Raw genomic sequence first — 17,770 nt, 5'->3', positions numbered from 1 at the left:
CTGGGCGAGGTCGCCGAATTTGAGTGAAACGAGCTTTGGTCTGCAGTCATGGATCGACCGCCTGAACCAATCCGAGCTGCCTGCGTTGGCGGCCGTCGTGCAGGACCTGCAGCGCCTCACGGAACAGCAGAATGCATCCGTTCAACAGCTTGCCGACGTGCTGCTGCGCGACGCGGCGCTGACCTCCAAGGTGCTCCGGGTCGGTAATAGCAGTTATTACAATCCGTCACAGGAAACCATCAAGACCATCTCTCGGGCCATCGTCATGATCGGCTTCGATAACGTCCGCCTGATCAGTCTTTCGGTCAGCCTGATCGATGGTCTACTGGACCGTGCGCCTCGTCAGCAATTGCAGGAACTGCTGGCACGGTCGTTTCATGCGGCGGTGCAGGCACGCAACATCGCCGGCTACGTGCTGAGCAAGCATGAGGAGGAAGTCTTCATCGCGGCGCTGCTCCATGAGGTCGGCGAGCTTGCTTTCTGGGGGTGCGGCGGCGAGCAGGCTGACGCCCTTGGCGAGGCCCTGGCCTCGAGCGATACGGATCACGATGCGGCGGTCGAGCGGGTGCTGGGCACCAGTTTTCGCCAATTGAACCTCGGGCTGATCAAAAGCTGGAATATCGGTGAGCTTGCCGGTTTCGCTCACAGTTCCGCCAATCTGCGTGACCCCGCGGTGCGTTCGGTAAGCCTGGGAGTTCGCATCGGCTCGGCTGCGCTGAACGGCTGGGGCTGTGCGCAAATGGAAAGCCTGGTCAAGGAATTGGCCGAGTTCAGTGGCATATCCGAAGCGGACGCGATGCAGCAGATCCTCGCCAGCGCCGATGAGGCGGTCAACGTGGCGACGACGTTCGGCGCCAGCCGATTGTGCAGCCTGATCCCCTCGACCGACCCGGAGCAGGTTCAGTCGCAGCAGGCACAGCGCGCGGCGAGCCAATTGCAGCCGGACCTTTCGCTGATGCAGCAGGCGATGCAGGACCTCGGAATGATGGCAGCGAGTCGAGGCGACGTCAGCTTGATTCTCGAGGCGCTGCTCAAAGGGCTGCACGCAGGGGCCGGGCTCGAGCGGGTGATGTTGACCGTCCTCGCTGATCAGCACACCACGTTCCGGGCCCGCTGCGTCGCCGGACAGCAAACCCAGCCGTGGCTGGACGCCTTCGTCTTGCCTGCAGACCCCTCGGGCCAGGCGCATATCTTCAGCTACGTGCTTCGTCAGCGTCAGCCGCTCTGGATGGGTGTGCCGGCCAGTTACAAGCTCGATGAGCTGGTGACCGCGCCGCTACGCCAGCAACTGGGCAAGGGCATGTTTTTCATTGCGCCGTTGATGGCGGGTACGCGTGAAATCGGGGTGCTCTATGCCGACAACCGCCTGTCCGGACGGGCTTTGAAGCACGAGCAGTTCGTCGCCTTCCAGCGATTCACGCAACTGGCCGGGCGCTGCCTGGACGTGCTCGGCAGGCGTGGCTGAGCGACCGATGCCCGCTGCTGCGGTCAGTGGGGGATATACAGGGTGAGCGTCTGGCCGGGCTTGAGCATCACACTGTCCCTGGGATTCCAGGTCTTCAGGTTGTTGATCTGAACATTGAAGCGCTTGGCGATTTCATACAGCGAATCACCTTTCTTGACCTTGTAATAGGTCGGCGCGGGCTTGGCTCGCTGGTTACTGCCGGCGGCCTGAAGAAACAGCGCCTGGCCTACTTTGATGCTGCTGCCCGACAGGTTGTTCCAGCGCTGCAGGTCACGGACCGAGACCTTCTGCGCTTTGGCGATATCCCAGAGATTGTCGCCCTGGCGCACCCGATAGCTGCGAGGCGCAGGCTGGCTACGTGCGACGGCATGCAGCAGCTCGCGGGATTGTCCCGAGCCTGCCGACTGCGGAATGCTCAGCACCTGACCAATTTGCAGACGATCGCCGCGAAGCCGGTTGATGTCGCGAATGACGTTGACCGACAGCCGATGCCGGTTGGCGATTGCGCCAAGGGTGTCACCGGGGCGGACCTTGTATTGCTGCCAGTCGACCAGGTCCTGCGGTTTCATCAGGGCCAGATTGGCGGCGAACATCTCGGCCTTGTCGCTCGGAACCAGCAGATGCTGCGGTCCGTCCAGGGTGATACGGCGGGTAAACGCCGGGTTCAGCTGGTAGATCTCGTCCTCTTCAAGATTGACCATTTCGGCAACCCTGGCCAGATCCATGCGTTGCTTGAGGGCTACCACTTCGAAATAGGGCTCGTTGGCGATCGGGTTCAGATTGAGTCCGTAGGCTTCGGGGCTTTGAACCATCTGCGAGAGGGCCAGCAGCTTGGGTACGTAATCGCGCGTCTCGCGAGGCAGTGGCAAATTCCAGTAGTCGGTCGGCAAGCCGAGCTTCTGGTTGCGCTCGATGGCGCGGCTGACGGTGCCTTCGCCGGCGTTATACGCCGCCAGGGCCAGCAGCCAGTCGTCATTGAACAGGCCATGCAGGTAGGTCAGGTAGCGCAGGGCCGCGGCGGTGGACGCGGTGATGTCGCGTCTGCCGTCGTACCAACTGGTCTGCTGCAGGTTGAAATGCCGGCCTGTGGACGGAATGAACTGCCACAGGCCCACTGCCTGGGCGGGCGAATAGGCGAAGGGGTTGTAGGCACTCTCGATGATGGGCAACAACGCCAGCTCGAGCGGCATGTCGCGCTCTTCGAGTTGCTCGACGATGTAGTGGATGTAGGGGCTGCCTCGCTCGCTTGCCATTTCGATGGAGTTCGGGCGGCTGGAGAACAGCAGGCGCTGCTGCTCGATGCGCGGGTTGCTGTCCAGGTAGTCCTGTAACTTGAAGCCGTGCCGCATGCGATCCCATACGTCCGAATGAATCGGCTCGGAAGGTTTCTTGTCCGTGAGCCACAAGGTCTCCTGGACCAACGGGACAGCTCGTGTTTGCGGTTCACTGTCTGCCGGCGTGCGCGAAGCGGTGCTTTGGCATCCGGTGATCGCGAGACAGACGGCCAGCGCCAGGGCCCGCCCGGAGGCTGCCAAGGCGTCCGGATGAGGGCTGTTCGAAGATTCAGGCGGCATTGGCTGAAGGTTTCCCTGGCGCAAAATTCGAGGGAGTGTAGGAATGCCGTCCCGGTGGGTCAACCCGCCGCCGTGGTTTTTGAAGACTGGTCGAGCTTCGTCAGAACGTATCCTTCCACGCGCGCAGCGCCGCGAACACGCGTTCCGGGGTCGCCAATTGGCGGCCCGCATGGTGGCTTGCTGCGGCAGCCACGACTGGCTCGGCGCTGCGCAAGAAGGGGTTGGTGGCCCGCTCGATGGACAGTTCAGAGGGGAGGGTGATGCGTTTGGCCTCGCGCAAACGGACGACCTGCTCGAGTCGTTCGGCAATTGCCCGATTGTTCGGCTCGACTGCCTGCGCGAACCGCAGGTTGCCGAGCGTGTACTCGTGGGCGCAATACACACGCGTGGAGGACGGCAGCGCCGCCAGCCGCTGCAATGAGCGGTACATCTGCTCGGCGGTGCCCTCGAACAGACGACCGCAGCCTGCGGCGAACAGGGTGTCGCCGCTCAGCAGCCAGGGGGTCTGGGCGTCACTGTGGAAATAGGCGATGTGACCGCTGGTATGCCCTGGCACCTCGATGACCTCAAGTTCATGGTCGAGAATGCGGATACGCTGGGCATCGACCAGCGCCACGTCCCGGGCCGGGATATTCTCCGCAGCCGGGCCATGGACCCTTGCACCATGCGCGGCCTTGAGCTGTTGTACACCGCCGACATGATCGTGGTGATGGTGGGTGACCAGGATGTCGGTCAGCCGCCAACCGGGGCGCGCCTCCAGCCAAGCCTGGACGGGGCCTGCATCACCCGGGTCCACGGCCGCGCACAGACGCTGTTCAGGGTCCTGGAGCATCCATATGTAGTTGTCGGTGAAGGCGGGCAGAGCGTCTATGTTCAACATATGTACGGGTCGCCAAGTCATTAGCAAAAGCGCATCCTAACAGCCGGATTGGAAACTTGAACCGATCGGTTAGCGCCTATCGGATCGGTCCGACCGATGAACGGAGGCCAACCATGAGTGAGTCTTGTAGCAAATCGGATGAGCATTGGCTGTCGCTCATGAACGACGCCAGCGCCTGGTTCGATAGCCCCCAGGGTCGACAACTGCTTGAGCAGGAACAGCGCGCGATCGGGCAGGAACTGTCGCGCTGTTTCGGCAGCTATCTGGTGCACTACGGACCTTTTGCCAATACGCCGATCGAGCCGCAGAAAATCAAGCGTAGCGTCCGGCTCGGTCCGCCACTGGACGGTGTGGAGATCGTTTGCGAAGAACAGTCCTGGCCGATTGGCGAACATGCCGCTGACGTCGTGGTGGTTCAGCATGGTCTGGACTTCAGCCTGTCGCCGCATGCCTTGCTGCGCGAAGCGGCGCGGAGTGTCAGGCCGGGCGGGCATCTGCTCATCCTGGGCATCAATCCGTGGAGCGCTTGGGGCGCGACGCGCCTGCTGTCGCGCAAAGCCTTTCGTCAGGCCCGCTGCATTCGCCCGACACGTGTCGGTGACTGGCTCAACCTGCTCGGATTCGCGCTGGAGAAACGTCGGTTCGGGTGCTATTGTCCGCCGCTTTCGTCGGGGCAGTGGCAGGCGCGATTGTCGGGGCTGGAGGTCGCTGGCCAGCGGTTGCAGATGCCCACTGGCGGTTTCTACCTGCTGGTGGCGCGTAAGCTGATGGTTGGCCTGCGACCGTTGAGACAGAGTCGTCGAGAGCGTATGGGCCAGCTGCTGCCAATGCCGGTGGCGAAGGTCAGCCGCCGTGACGCCGAACAGTAAAGGGCGAACAATCCTTCATGAGTGATGAAACGGTCGAGATCTACACCGACGGCGCCTGCAAGGGTAATCCGGGGCCCGGTGGCTGGGGCGCGCTGCTCGTCTACAAGGGGGTCGAGCGTGAACTGTGGGGCGGCGAAGCGGAAACCACCAACAATCGAATGGAATTGATGGCGGCGATTCGCGCGCTGGAAGAGCTGAAAAGACCTTGCCAGGTCAAGCTGGTAACCGACTCGCAGTACGTCATGCAGGGCATCAACGACTGGATGCCCAACTGGAAGAAACGCGGCTGGAAAACCGCTGCCAAGCAGCCGGTGAAAAACGCCGACTTGTGGCGCCAGCTGGACGAGCAGGTCAACCGTCATCAGGTGAGCTGGCAATGGGTGCGCGGGCACACCGGCCACCCGGGCAACGAACGCGCCGATCTGCTGGCCAATCGCGGCGTGGTAGAGGCCAAACGACAAACCGCTTGAGTGAGTGAAACATGCGTAGCGTAGTGTTGTTCCACCCAGTGCGCATCACTGTAAACGTGCGCTGAGCCCCCTCTTTTGATCTCTACTCCTCTAAAAATGCGGGTTTAAGGCTGGTGTTTTGGTGGATCAGTTTCTTTCGTTAAGAGCTGGCAGGGGAAAATGTAAACCGTGCGCCTCTAATTGGGCCCATCGTTTACATTTTGGATTTGGGGGGCGACCCCCAGTGTTTCAGATACTCATCGCCATTAGGTCATGATGCATAGGCAAGGTAAAAGCCTCAATGCTTTTTGCGCCTGAGGCTCACCTGGGCCTAGGTTTGAGGTCTTACAGGGACGGTCTCAGGCTGGGGTTTTCAGTTTTCTACCTGTGTCGATCTGACTGCGGCGGTTTTAGATCCTGCCTTGGGTTTTAATTCAACGTGCACCAAGGTTGCTTTGATGGACATCTAACTCAGCTTGGATCTGCGAAAGTAACGCCTGCGCATCAAGCGAGGGGTCCTTTCTCAGGTAGGCGAGAAGAAGGAGTGTTGCGGGATGAAGGGTCAAAATTCCTGCGATTTGCTCCACCTTATCTAGTGATGCTTTCCACTTCCCTCGCTCAAGCGCACTGATATAGCTCTGGCTTGGGCCAAGGCCCTCCTGTGGCAGCCCGCGCGATTGCCGAATGTCTTTCATTACCAATCCAAGTGCTTTGTTCAGTTCCACTTTGCACTCTCGCAAAGGGAACGATGAAGCCTTCTTGGTGATAATTCGGCTATGCTATATATAGCTTAATTTCGAGTATCCACAGATGTTTACTACCTATAGGCATGCTGAAATCCCGTTCGAGCCTCTATTTGGGGACCACTATCAAATGTGGCAATACGTGGAGCACAGGCAGCATCGTCCATGGTTCTACGTGACGGTTCGCGAAGCCAGCGATGGTGTGTCCTGGGACACGATGCTCTTGATCCCGAACGAGGATGCTTTTGAGTCACTTCTTGGGGAGCAGTCTCCAGATCTGCAGATTGCGTCGGTCGCATTGGTTGTACCTGCGCGCTTGAACGGGACGGACAGCTGGAGCATGGAGCCGCTAACCGAGCTGGTGAAAGTTCACGATCAAGCAAAGCAGGTGTTTGGCTATGAGTTCAAAACCGGCACGGGGAGGTGTTACGTGGAGAGTCGCCACGAAGGGGCGGTAGGGGGAACTAAGGCGAGAATATATTGTTCGGCAGCGCCTAGCGCGGTCGCTGAATCTTGAAGCAGCCCATGCTTAGGCATGACACAGGGTCCCGTCATGATTCTGACTGATCTCTTGAACTGCACGATTCGGATTGTTCTCGGCGCCGGAGAGTTGTTAGCAGCGGAATGTGAGCTTGCATCGGGTCCACGTGGATATGGGGACAAGGCGGAGGTCGACGTAGAGATTGAAGCCCTGCTGAGAGAAGAGCTTCTGGCTGCTCTGGACTGCGATTTTTGGGGGGAGGAAACGGGCTCAACATTGACTGGTGCTGAGTATTGTTGGGTAGTTGATCCTAACGACGGCACCCGGGATTTCCTTCGGGGCTTCAGAGGGACAGCGCTCTCTGTCGGCCTATTGAGGGGGGCAGAGCCTGTCCTCGGCGTGGTTCATGCGCCGGTCACGAACGGGAGAGGACCAGACTGTATCGCTTGGTGCGAGGGGCTGGCCGGCATCAGTAGAAATGGACAGATTTTGAAAAGCTCGATTAGTACACTCCAGCTAGGAGCGGACAGCAACGTGCTGGTAAGTACGGGAGCTTTGGCGAGGCCAGAGGTCAACGCAGCGCTTTGCGCTCCTTCTGTGTGCTTACCGATGCCTAGTATTGCCTACCGACTGGCTACGGTCGCCGTTGGAGATGGTGTTGCGGCAGTCTCAGTTGTTCCTGCATCTGCTCATGATGTGGTGGCTGGACACGCAATTCTGCGGGGAGCTGGCGGCGTCCTGATCAATCAATCTGGCGAACCTATTACCTATGACTCTGTTGCGAAGCTCTCAAAGGTTTCGAGTCGATGTTTCGGTGGAGCGCCGCAGGCATGCACTGTCCTAGTAGATAGAGATTGGAGTCAGGTTTTCGCTTAGACGGTGAGATTAGGCATCGCGGGCGCGTAGCTGATAACAGCTTCTAGCGAGTTGTAGCTATCGGCCAATAAGTGCCGCACAAATCCCGGCGGGTGCAGATTTCCGGGCGGTTTGCGCCAGATCAGTTGGAGACGCTTTTCAAGCCCCGGGATGGGAAGAGCTACCAGCGCGCCACTGCGAACTTCGTCTTGTACTGCGGAAGCCATCACCAACGACACGCCGAGTCCCGCCCTGACTGCTTGTTTGACTGCCTCGGTGCTGCCTAGCTGCATACCGCTGCGAGGCACGCCCAGCTCGCCAAAGTATTCGGTCAGAAGCCGTCCGGTACCGCTACCCGGTTCACCTCCCAGCATCGGCAGGTCCACCAGACGATCGCGTTCTATGCACCCTGCTTCAGCCAGCGGATGGTCGGGGCTGACGATAAGTACCAGCGGCTCGACCCGCCAGAGGCGGTGTTCGAAGTCGGGGTGAGGTAGCCACCATTCCATGATCGCGGCGTCGAGCTGGCCCGCCAGTAGCTGGTCGGCCACATCCGGGTTGGCGGCGATGCGCAGATCCACCTCGCCCCTCTCATTTGCGGTCGTCAGATAGCTGCGCACGAATGGCTGGAGAAGGTAGGTGCCGATGTTGGAGCTGGCCCCGACGCGCTCACTATTTCCATGCAGGGCTTCTAGCGCCCGGGCGTGCATGTCGAGCAAGGCGGTCGCATGCGGCATGAAGGCCAGCGCACGTGTGGTAGGCTGGCAGCCTCTACGACTGCGCTGCACCAGCGTTACGCCGACCTGCTCTTCAAGCTTCTGCAAGTGCTGCGACACCGTCGGCTGGGCCAGCCCCAACGCCCTCGCCGCGCTCTGAAAACTGCCTGTTTGAACGATCGCTACCAGGCTCTTCAGCCAGACCGGATTCAACATGCGGCAGGCTCGGCCTGGGGCAGACGGTTCGCAGCGTTGATTGGGCGCGCACCTGCCAACGCCTGGATGATGCTCTGCGCTGCACAACGTTCAATCTCCAGGCGCACCGCGCGCACTGCCGACCCTATGTGCGGAGTGAAGAGCGTATTCGGATGCGCGAGCAGCGCAGGATCGATCAGCCGCGGCCGGTCCGCGCGAGCCCAGTCTTCCATTTCGAATACATCCGCCGCATACCCGCCGAGCTGGCCTCGCTCAAGCGCCGCGAGCACGGCGGCTTCATCCACTACCGAACCACGACAGGGGTTTACAAGCAGAGCGCCCGGCCGTACGAGGGCAAGCAGCTCGGCGTTGACCAGATGCTCAGTATCGGCATTCAAGGGAAGCGCCAGCAGGATGAAGTCCGAGCTGGCGAAGAGTTCGCTGCACGCCACCTGGCGCAGGCCGAGCCGTTGCTCGGTTTGTGTATCCAGAGCCTTCGCCTCGTGGTACTGCAGGGTCGCGCCCCATCCCTGCAAGCGCTCAGCCATGGCCTGTCCGATGGCGCCCATGCCAAGGATGCCGACCGTCGCGTTATCCAGCCCCGTGCCGTAGAACTGTGGTTGCCAGCCCTGGAACTCGCCAGAGCGGACGAACGCATCTGCTGCGCGCAGATGCCGCCCCAGCCCCACCGCCAGTCCGATCGCCAGCTCGGCAGTCGGGACCGTCAACAGATCAGGCACGAAGGTCAACCAGACCCCGCGGGCAGTACAGGCGTCCACATCGAAATTGTCGAAGCCCTTGAGCGCGCAGCCGACCACACGCAGCTCGGGGCAGGCTTGGAGAAATTCTGCATCGACCCGATCGGGCATGAACGCCATCATCGCCTGAGCATCGCGGCAGCGGCGCAGAATTTCCTCGCGCGTCAGCGTGCTGTCGCTCTGGTTGGTCATCAGCTCGCAATGTGGCGCCAGCAGTTGCAGGATCTCATCGTGTACTCGGTGAGTTATAACGAGTTTCGGCAGCATGGTTTGTCCTATTTGAAACGTTTGCGCAGCACGCCACTGAAGGCGTCTACTAGCGTGACCATGGCCAGGATGACCAGCAGGATTGCTGCAACCTCCTGGTACTGCATGATGCGCAGCGAGCCCATGAGTTCGAAGCCGATACCGCCGGCGCCAACCATGCCCATCACGGTGGAGGCGCGAAAGTTGTATTCCCAGCGGTAGATCGCCACGTCGGCGAACTGCGGAGTCACCTGTGGCAAAACCGCGTGCAGCAGCACTTGCATCGGCGTAGCCCCCGCCGCCCGAGCGGCTTCCACCGGCGCTTCGTCGACGTGCTCGATGGCCTCGGCGAAGAACTTGCCGACCATGCCGATCGAATGCAGACCCAGGGCAAGCACGCCCGGCAAGGCGCCGAACCCTACGGCTGCAACGAAGATGATGCCCATGATCAGCTCCGGCACCGACCGCAGGGCATTGAGCAGCACCCGGGCAACACCGAACACAAGGGGGTGCGGCGCCGTATTGCGCGCTGCAACGAAGGCCACCACCAGCGAGAACACCACTGCGATGGCCGTGCCGGCGATGCTCATCGCCAGCGTGTCGATCAACGGGCGAATCCAGCTTCGATAGCCCGAAAAGTCTGGCGGCATGGCCTCGCCTGCCAGGGTCGCGATGGAGGGCAGCCCGTTCAGCAGCGTGGTGGCATCGAGCAGCCCCACGTACCAGCAGGCCAACAGCACCACTCCGAGTACAATTGCCACCTGCCCCAGCTGGCGCCACCAACCGAGGCCGAAGCCTCGAAGGATGTGCTCGCGTTGCTCTGCAGGCAGCGCCTGCACGTCATGATGAGTAGACATATCGGTGCTCACATCGTGGCGAAGTCGAGGCCGAGCAGCGATCCCATGTTGCGAATCACATCGTAGTCGGCGTCGGTGATTGGCGCGAAGGCCTCGGCTTTGAAGTTGCGCAGCACTTCGGGATCGTCGATACCGACGAATACATCCCGCACCTTGGTTTTCAGCTCGGGGCTCAGGTTCGAGCGCATCGCCCAGGGGTATTGGGGATATTCGCCGCTGTAACCAAGTACTTTCACCTTGCTCGGATCGATTAGGCCACGTTCGGCTACTTGATTGAAAATTACCTCCGACAGCCCACCCGCATCGGCGTTTCCGTTCGCCACGTTGACGGCAACGGCGTCATGCGTGCCCACAAAATGTTGTTCGTAGTCCTGCCCACCCGTCAGCTCGGCCGTCTCAAGAAGCACGGTTTTGGGAATCAGATGGCTGGACGTCGATGCCCGGTCACCATAGGCCATCTTCTTGCCCTTAAGGTCGGCATACTCATTCACGCCTGACGCCACATTGGCGATAATCACTGAGCGATAGGTCGGCTTGCCGTCGATGACCATGGCAGCGAAGGGCTCGATGTCGCTTTTGCTTTTGGCCATGACGTAGGACAGCGGACCGAAATACGCCAGGTCGATACGGCCAAAGCGCATCGCCTCAATCATCGAGGAATAGTCGGTGGTTACGATCAGCTGCACCTTCTTGTCCAGATGCTCTTCCAGATAATCCTTCAGCGGCTGGTTTCGCTTGATCAACTCCGAGGCGTTTTCGTCCGGCAGCAGCGCAACCTTTAGCACATCCGGATCGGCATCGGCCGCTACGGCGGACAGACTTGAAACAGCGGACAGCAAACAGGTCAATAAGAGAGCGGATAAGCGTTTCATCGGGACATCTCCAGTGAAGGTGCGAGCATGACAGGGGTTTCAGCCGGAGCAGTTGCTGGCTGAGTCGTAGAGCGGCCTGCATAGATGCGCTCAAGCTGCGCATCGGTGAGTTCCGAGGGCGCGGCATCGAAAACGATCTGAGAATCGGCCAGCCCGACGACGCGATCGGCGAAGCGGCGGGCATATTCGAGTTGATGCAGCGAAACGATGGCGGTGATGCCGTCTTCCTTGCAGATGTCGCGCAGCAGTCCGAGAACACGGACCGAAGTGGCCGGGTCGAGACTGGCTACCGGCTCATCGGCAAGAATGATCGCGGGCTGTTGCGCTAGCGCACGCGCGATGCCTACCCGCTGCTGCTGGCCACCGGACAGTTTGTCCACCCGGCTTAGCGCCTTGTCTGCCAGACCGACCCGAGCGAGGCAACTGAGCGCAATCTCCTGATCGGCACGCGGCAGAGGAAACAGCGAGCGGAGCGTGTTGTGAAAGGCCAGCCGACCGGTAAGCACATTAGCCAGTGCACTTTGACGTTCGATTAGCTGGTGGTGCTGAAAGATCATGGCGGTACGCCGACGATGCTGACGCAAGGCCGAGCCGCTGCCGAGCTCACCGAGCTCGCTGGTGACACTGCCGCGAGTGGGCGTGACGAGTCGATTGAGGCTACGGAGCAAGGTCGACTTGCCTGCGCCCGAGAGACCAAGCAGCACGGTGAACTCACCACGCCGAAATGCAATCGAGGTATCGCGTAGGGCTGTCACGCCGCCTGGGTAGACGACGCTCAACCGGTCGACCCGCAGCACGGCGTCCTGTATCGGATGGGGCGTCATTTGATCACCTTTCGCAATATTGCTGGCCGCACAATTGCGGTTCGCGATGCAAAGGGTAGAAATTCCTTGTTAACGCACTGCTTCTAAATGATGACATTTCGATGAATGCTTCGAATCTGCCGTAGCGGGGCGGCAAGCGAAGCCGTGGAAGAACGGGCGCAACGTAGCGTCTTTCTTCACGCGGGATACAGGAGGCTTTGATTGATACTGCTGCGGATTCGCTACAGTAACGTTGGGCCAGAACGTAATGCCATCCAAGCAAGAGAGCGCACACTAGCGGCCAGAAGCAGTCATACCCCAAGAGCTGTTTCGGCCCCAAGATGGCGGATCTATAGATGCGTACCTACCGCTGCGCGAAAGCCAACCTCCGTGAGGACTTGGCTTGCGCCCAGCTTACATTTAAATCAAGGCCCGGAAAGATATCTGCATTATTGAATGCGCTGTTTCCAGCTCCCTGCTTGCGCAGTGACGCCATCTTCAGTCGGCACGAGCGTCCAGATCTTGGCCTCAATTCCGTCGTTTTGCAGCTTGCGCATGAAGTAACGAGCCTGCAGAGCATCATGGGTAGCGATAACGACCTGGAAACCATGATCAACGATGTAGTCACGCAGCAAATCGAAAACCGCAGAGGCATGTACCAGGTCGTGATGCTGAGTCGGGTCATCCAATAACAGTGCTTTCCAAGGAGACCACTGATGACTCATCGCCATTGAGAGCAGGAAGGTCAGTTGAAGATCCGTCAACTGTGCCTCACTCGCGATATCAGGTACCGGTACCGCTTTATTGCCAAGCGGTACAGAAACGCCGGCACGATCCTTGTTATACGAGTTGAAGAATTTCAGGCTTGCCTCGTGGAACCTGGACTCTCGCACGACACGCTTTAGCAGCGCCTGCCAGCGGGGTACCACCTTGCCGACATGCTTCTGAACATTCTCAATTTCTTTCTTGAGTGAGCCGTCCAGCAAATCCATCGCGTCCGAGATCAAGGACAACTGCAAGAAGCTGGAGCGTGCCGCGTTGATGCTGTCATTGAGGTACGCTTCGAAGGCCTCTTCTGATCGGTCAAGACGCTGAGCATCAATCAACCGCTGAGCCAGTTGTGAATCGTTCAGCTTGGCCCAAGCAGAGATCTCCACCCCAATGCCTTCGAGTGCTGAAACATACCCCTCCAGGAGGGTCAACGTAGCGCGCAGTGTCGCTTCACGGGCCTGCGCAGCTTCCGCAAGTGGGTCGCCGGTCAAATCCTGCTCTTGCCAGCTCGCGCGGATTTGAAGAAGGAGCGTTTGAACCCTTCGGATTTCTTCCTCGATCTCCTTGACTGCGGTTAATGACTCAACCAACTGATGCTGCTGGGTGTCTAGGGCGGATTGCACAGTCTCAACCTTCCCGTTCAGATCGCTGATCTGCTGTTCCAGCTGCGCTTTTTCTGCAGTGAGTTGCTCAAGCGTACGAGCCAGCGGTTCTCCAGAGGTGAGCGCGGCCAGTGCGGCAACTGCTTGATCCAGCCGCGTAGACGCTTCGCTCTGTTGAACTCGGGCCAAGTCGAGCATCTGCTGTGCCGAGTTGAAGGCCCCCTCGGTTTGTTCAAAGGCTTCAGGGGAAGGGAGAGCGTCCAAAGCCGCTCGCTGATCAGTCAAACGCTTTTTGGCAGGAGCAATACTATCGAGTTGCTGCCTGAGCGACTCCCTTGCCAATGGGAGCGAGTCACTAGCCAAAATCGGATCGGTACGAAACTGCGCAACTCGTCTTCCCAGATCCTGGCGGCTGGACTCCAAAGCACCCAGCTCCATTCGGCTGAAGTCTAGTGCTTGCTGCGCTTTCTCAACCGCGACCTCACTGGCCGTCAACGCTTCCACAGCAGCTCGCAATCGCTGCTCAGCTGCAGTCAAACTCGGATTGATCGCTTCAAGGGCTTGAGCCACACGGGACTGAAGCTTGGTTGCACCATGCGGCTCCAGGCAAAGCGGGCATTGATCTTGGTCAGCGGGAAGATGTTGCGCTATGGATGCAACGGCCTGACGGATTGCGTCGGCGGAAGAACTGAGCATCTCATAAAATGATCGGGCAGTGGCCTCCGCAGCTTTACACGTCTCATACGAGGAACGTTCGGCATCCCGATCGATGCTCTGTTTATCGATGAGCACTCCGAGATCCGTGATTTGCTGAACAACCTCGCTGATTTGCTGCTCAGTGGCCTGCCAGTCGGCAAGCATTAGACGGCTCGCCTCCAAGCGCTGCTCAGTCTGGTTGATGCCATGAAGCTGGGCGTCAATCTGAGCATGCTGGTTGCGAACCCGTTGGTTGCGCTCATGCTGCTCGCGAAGTACACGAGAATTTTCTTCAGCCTCGCGTAGGGCAGCAATCGCTGACGTCAACGCGTCATTTCGGTGAGCGATCTCCTGTTTTGCAGTGGTTTCTCCAATCAGACGCTCAAGTTGCTGCCCGATGCTGGTAAGTTCTTGCTGTGCAGAGTGGATACTGGCCTGATGCTCCTGCAAGGCGGCATTGCCGTCAGCCCTCGTGTTCGCGTGTTTATCGAGTGTCTGACTAGCTGCCGCGAGGTCTTCATTGAGCTTTTCGAGCTGCTCCTGCGCCGCAACAAAGCTTTCAACAAGATCGTTTACCAAGGCAAGGCTTGAAATATGCGCCCGAGTCCGTTCGACCTTCCCTTGCAAGATCTCGGTCAGTGCGGAGTGTGCAATCGTCAGCCCCTCCTGGCTTGCAGGCCCGGTCAATAAGCCAGGTGGAATCTGGCTCAGGCTTTGCGTCTGGTTTGCAGCGTCAGAGAGAGCGTCGGCAATTCGATCGAGCGGTCGTAATGCACCTACTGCACCGGCAGCAGCTATGTCACGCTCCTGAAGTAGGCGAGTCCACTCGCTCAAATCAGTCTCATGCCCAATCAACACTTCTTCCGCACGGGCTTTTTGCTCCGTCAGCGACCGTCGAACGGCAGCGAGGTTGGCGCGAGCTTTAGAACCGTCGCGACCAATCGGCAGCTTCGCCAACTGGGTTCCGGCTTCCTTTTCTTCTGCATTAACGATCCACCCGTTCTCCCTCTGATCCAAGAGGTGAGTTAGACGCAGCAAGAATGGGATGTCATTTGCAGACACATTAGGGAAGACGCTGCTCAAGTCTCCGTCCCGGCTGACCTCGCCCGCTGCAGTCACGCGTGATGTCGCAGTTAACTCAGAAAAACTCAGACTGACTGTCGCTGCCGCCTGATCATCACGAATGATGTGGGCAAGGTCGTCACGGAGACGCGCGATTTTCCCGGTTAGGCCAAACTCGATCGCCTCAAATACCGTTGTTTTGCCAGTACCATTGGGCGCGAGCAAAATAGTCGCTCCGGGACTCAGCTCGATGGTGACTTCCGACCCGAATTTGCGCAGGTTCGACAGGGTGATTGAATTCAACTTGCTCACGACTGAACCTCGCTTTCACCCAGCGAGTCGGTAAGAACACGCACCACATCCGCTCCGTTTTGGTTGGTCAGAAACTGCGTTTTCCAAGCAGCGATGTGTGGAGCAGACCAAGGGTATGCATTGGACAGCGTGTTCAGCGCCGACACCAATGGATCGCTCAGCGTCTCGACATCGCCAGCGGGATCCAAGGCCGCCAAGAATGTCCGGTTAAGAAAATCACCAGCTGCTTCAGATTCGCGCACAACAACCTTGCGGCAAAATCTGTCATCCGTCTCAATCCGTGCAGCGTCATCCTTGGCGATACCGCTGATCATCAGAAACATATAGAGGTCTGCAGTCTCAGGTTCGGGCAGCACATCCCGGACATCGGCTGCCCACTGGTTGGCTGCCTGAAGGGCCGTCAGTGGAAGCTCGATGAGCAGAACCGTCCGCCAGCCCGCCCGTTCGATGTGGGAGCGCTTGAGTCGAAGAACATGCGAGTCGTAGTCGACCTCAGGCAGCATTAGCTCCGTTACGTCCCGGGGACACACGTCATACCGACCCTCTACACGCTGAATGATTGCGCCAGCCACTTCCTGCAGTGTCAGCATGATTAGTGTCCTTCCCTATAAGCTTCGATTGCTGCTTCACGCGCGTCGCGCCAAGCATCCCAATGACGTTGGAATTGCTGCTTTAGCTGGGCGAGTGTCCCGTTACGCAAGTGCTTGAGCACCCCAAATCGTGTCACCAGCAATCTGGGCTGGCGCTCAGCCGCCATGCTGTTACTGGTCTCAAAATCATCAGCCATACCGGACTCGAGTAGGCTCGTGGGAGACCCTTCGACTCCCGCGAGAATGACTACCGACGCTGGCGAAGGCCCCAAAATGGCCATCAGGTCATCGGCAACAGGCCTGGCGCCACTGTGATCGCCTGAAGCGCCTGACCAGTTCTGCAATGCAATGCTGAGAACATCCCCAACGTCAGGGATTTCGCGCCAATTGCCATCGTCGTTACCGATTGCGACGCAAACCAGAAGCAGCATCAGAATGGCGGTTTCCAGCAGGTCTGCAGTACGAGGCCCGACGCGCAGCGCGTGTTTCCCGTCTAAGCCTTCTGTTTTGGGGTACATGAGTTGTTCTAACAGTGACTCACGCGCAGCGGCGTCGGCTGTTAGCTCAGCGGCCCAAGAGCGCCACTTCGGTTCCAATGCTGCCAGTAATGGCATGTCGGATACCGAGTTCAACCTGGCCGTGATGCGGGCTTGTAGCTGCTCCCACACAAGATTGTTCATTGCCCGGTGAAGTGCTGAAGATTCATCTCGCGCCTCCAGGATCGACGAGATTTCGCGACCCGACGCGCAGGACAGCGCCTCTGAATTGTCTATCCAAGGAAGCTCATCAAGATCACTCTCGCTGATCCCAAGCGTTCTACCCAACTCGTTCCCAGCGCCTTGGCGCCAAAGCGGCTCACCCAGAAGCAGGCAATGGCTCCCGCTCTTCAAGTGCAGGGCCAGCCGAAGGATGGCCGAGTGGAGGGCCACGGTATTTGGCGTAGGCGGGCAATAGGTAGCGTGCAACCGCAGCCTTCTGTTGTTACCGCCCGCTGTCCAGTGGTGACCGACAACTTCCGTGGCAGCATGGGCCGCTGGCAAGCTCGTCGTACCATTCAAGCTGTGGGTACCGGCGACCATCCAACTGGATCCAGCCTGCGGCCTCATGAGGTATTGCGTCCAAGTCACAGCATCTGACCGGCGTGCGTCTTTGAGATGGTTAGCCATCGCATGACAGCTGATGGCGTTAACATCCGTGGTACTTGTAGAAATGTACCCCACTAGCTTCTCAAGGGTTGCCCGCGAATCATTAAAGTGCCGTCCTAACGACTCGCACGCACGCTCTTCAAGGTTCTCTTCGCTCCCTACGGCATGGATCGTAAGTGTCCGCATGGTTTGTCGAACATGATCCCAGTCGGTAAAGCCACACCAGGTCGTCAACCATTTATAGACGTTTTGCGTTGGGGTATCGGGGCGGCTAGATAGGGCAGCCAGATCAAGACCGTCCTGCTTGCAGAGTCGACAAAACTCGTGCAGGTGATTGGCGGTGATGGAGTCACTTGGCTTGCCCTTGATGACAACTTCCAGGCCGAGCAGGATGAGTGAAAAAGCGCGGACTGGCGGCTGCTTGGACTGGGGTGTGAGACTCCAGGCAGACAAGCTCTTCATGGCCTTATCGAGCTCAGAGTCGATGGCGCTATCGGACGGGACAACTGGCGTTGCACTTGCTGCTGCCTTGTTGCCGGCCTTGGGTTTATAGGACTTTATGTAGTCGGCTTTATCGATGTGCTTATCGCTGAAGGGGGTCGTCTGCCGCTTGATCTGGAAGTGCTCATAATGCTCATCCGCATGGTAGATGACCACGTCATCCCATTCGCCGATACCACCTTGTTCGGCACCGATCAGCAACGGTGCAGGGCGCCCATCCAGGTAGTTGTCCACCATGTCCGACAAACGTTGAGCTATTACCAGCTTCTCGTAGCGGCCTTTTTGCTCAAGCCGGAACCTTCGGATCATTCTGAATCCCTTCAAACAT

The 17,770-nt window shown here is 59.0% G+C and carries 15 protein-coding genes; 4 read left to right on the top strand and 11 right to left on the bottom strand.

Annotation, left to right across the window (positions count from 1 at the left end):
- Positions 1–19 precede the first annotated feature (19 nt).
- Positions 20–1,465, top strand: a complete 1,446-nt coding sequence (locus tag GQA94_RS16460) for an HDOD domain-containing protein (protein WP_233270174.1) — start codon at positions 20–22, stop codon at positions 1,463–1,465.
- A 23-nt stretch (positions 1,466–1,488) separates the two neighbouring features.
- Here GQA94_RS16460 and GQA94_RS16455 read toward each other — a convergent pair whose 3' ends face one another.
- Both GQA94_RS16455 and gloB read right to left on the bottom strand, forming a co-directional pair.
- A complete protein-coding gene (locus tag GQA94_RS16455; RefSeq protein ID WP_158189027.1) occupies positions 1,489–3,039 on the bottom strand; it encodes a LysM peptidoglycan-binding domain-containing protein in 1,551 nt (516 codons plus the stop codon).
- 100 nt (positions 3,040–3,139) lie between these two features.
- Positions 3,140–3,919: a hydroxyacylglutathione hydrolase gene (gene gloB, locus GQA94_RS16450; protein WP_158189026.1), complete on the bottom strand. Its 780-nt coding sequence runs from the start codon at positions 3,917–3,919 to the stop codon at positions 3,140–3,142.
- Positions 3,920–4,032: 113 nt separating this feature from the next.
- On the opposite strand from gloB, the gene GQA94_RS16445 reads away from it, so the two are divergent.
- Both GQA94_RS16445 and rnhA read left to right on the top strand, forming a co-directional pair.
- A complete protein-coding gene (locus tag GQA94_RS16445) occupies positions 4,033–4,788 on the top strand; it encodes a class I SAM-dependent methyltransferase (RefSeq protein ID WP_158189025.1) in 756 nt (251 codons plus the stop codon).
- A gap of 17 nt (positions 4,789–4,805) precedes the next feature.
- Positions 4,806–5,258, top strand: coding sequence for a ribonuclease HI (rnhA, locus tag GQA94_RS16440; RefSeq protein ID WP_158189024.1), 453 nt, complete (start codon positions 4,806–4,808; stop codon positions 5,256–5,258).
- Positions 5,259–5,671: 413 nt separating this feature from the next.
- Here the strand turns inward: rnhA and GQA94_RS16435 are convergent, their stop codons facing one another.
- A complete protein-coding gene (locus tag GQA94_RS16435; protein WP_036998697.1) occupies positions 5,672–5,962 on the bottom strand; it encodes a helix-turn-helix domain-containing protein in 291 nt (96 codons plus the stop codon).
- 553 nt (positions 5,963–6,515) lie between these two features.
- On the opposite strand from GQA94_RS16435, the gene GQA94_RS16430 reads away from it, so the two are divergent.
- The gene (locus GQA94_RS16430; protein WP_336507998.1) at positions 6,516–7,337 is read left to right on the top strand and encodes an inositol monophosphatase family protein; all 822 of its coding nucleotides are present in this window, start codon (positions 6,516–6,518) and stop codon (positions 7,335–7,337) included.
- Here the strand turns inward: GQA94_RS16430 and GQA94_RS16425 are convergent.
- From GQA94_RS16425 to GQA94_RS16390, 8 genes are all read right to left on the bottom strand, one after another.
- The gene (locus tag GQA94_RS16425; protein ID WP_003298906.1) at positions 7,334–8,248 is read right to left on the bottom strand and encodes a LysR family transcriptional regulator; all 915 of its coding nucleotides are present in this window, start codon (positions 8,246–8,248) and stop codon (positions 7,334–7,336) included. The two genes, GQA94_RS16430 and GQA94_RS16425, sit on opposite strands and share 4 nt — an antisense overlap.
- A complete protein-coding gene (ptxD, locus tag GQA94_RS16420; protein WP_003152798.1) occupies positions 8,242–9,252 on the bottom strand; it encodes a phosphonate dehydrogenase PtxD in 1,011 nt (336 codons plus the stop codon). Before ptxD ends, GQA94_RS16425 begins: the two co-directional genes overlap by 7 nt.
- A gap of 8 nt (positions 9,253–9,260) precedes the next feature.
- Positions 9,261–10,088, bottom strand: coding sequence for a phosphonate ABC transporter, permease protein PhnE (gene phnE / locus GQA94_RS16415; protein WP_003298907.1), 828 nt, complete (start codon positions 10,086–10,088; stop codon positions 9,261–9,263).
- Positions 10,089–10,096: 8 nt separating this feature from the next.
- Positions 10,097–10,960 carry a phosphate/phosphite/phosphonate ABC transporter substrate-binding protein gene (gene phnD / locus GQA94_RS16410; RefSeq protein ID WP_003117866.1) on the bottom strand — a complete coding sequence of 288 codons (864 nt, stop codon included), beginning with the start codon at positions 10,958–10,960 and terminating at the stop codon, positions 10,097–10,099.
- Complete coding sequence (gene phnC, locus GQA94_RS16405; RefSeq protein WP_003117867.1) at positions 10,957–11,784, bottom strand: phosphonate ABC transporter ATP-binding protein; 828 nt, start codon at positions 11,782–11,784, stop codon at positions 10,957–10,959. Before phnC ends, phnD begins: the two co-directional genes overlap by 4 nt.
- Positions 11,785–12,212: 428 nt before the next feature.
- The gene (locus GQA94_RS16400; protein WP_003298909.1) at positions 12,213–15,206 is read right to left on the bottom strand and encodes an AAA family ATPase; all 2,994 of its coding nucleotides are present in this window, start codon (positions 15,204–15,206) and stop codon (positions 12,213–12,215) included.
- Complete coding sequence (locus GQA94_RS16395) at positions 15,203–15,796, bottom strand: ABC-three component system middle component 1 (RefSeq protein WP_003298911.1); 594 nt, start codon at positions 15,794–15,796, stop codon at positions 15,203–15,205. Before GQA94_RS16395 ends, GQA94_RS16400 begins: the two co-directional genes overlap by 4 nt.
- A gap of 2 nt (positions 15,797–15,798) precedes the next feature.
- Positions 15,799–17,751, bottom strand: coding sequence for an ABC-three component system protein (locus GQA94_RS16390; RefSeq protein WP_041013717.1), 1,953 nt, complete (start codon positions 17,749–17,751; stop codon positions 15,799–15,801).
- Positions 17,752–17,770 lie beyond the last annotated feature (19 nt).

Source organism: Stutzerimonas stutzeri, assembly GCF_009789555.1.
Classification (GTDB): Bacteria; Pseudomonadota; Gammaproteobacteria; order Pseudomonadales; family Pseudomonadaceae; genus Stutzerimonas; species Stutzerimonas stutzeri_R.
This window is presented reverse-complemented; position numbering and strand designations above follow the sequence as displayed.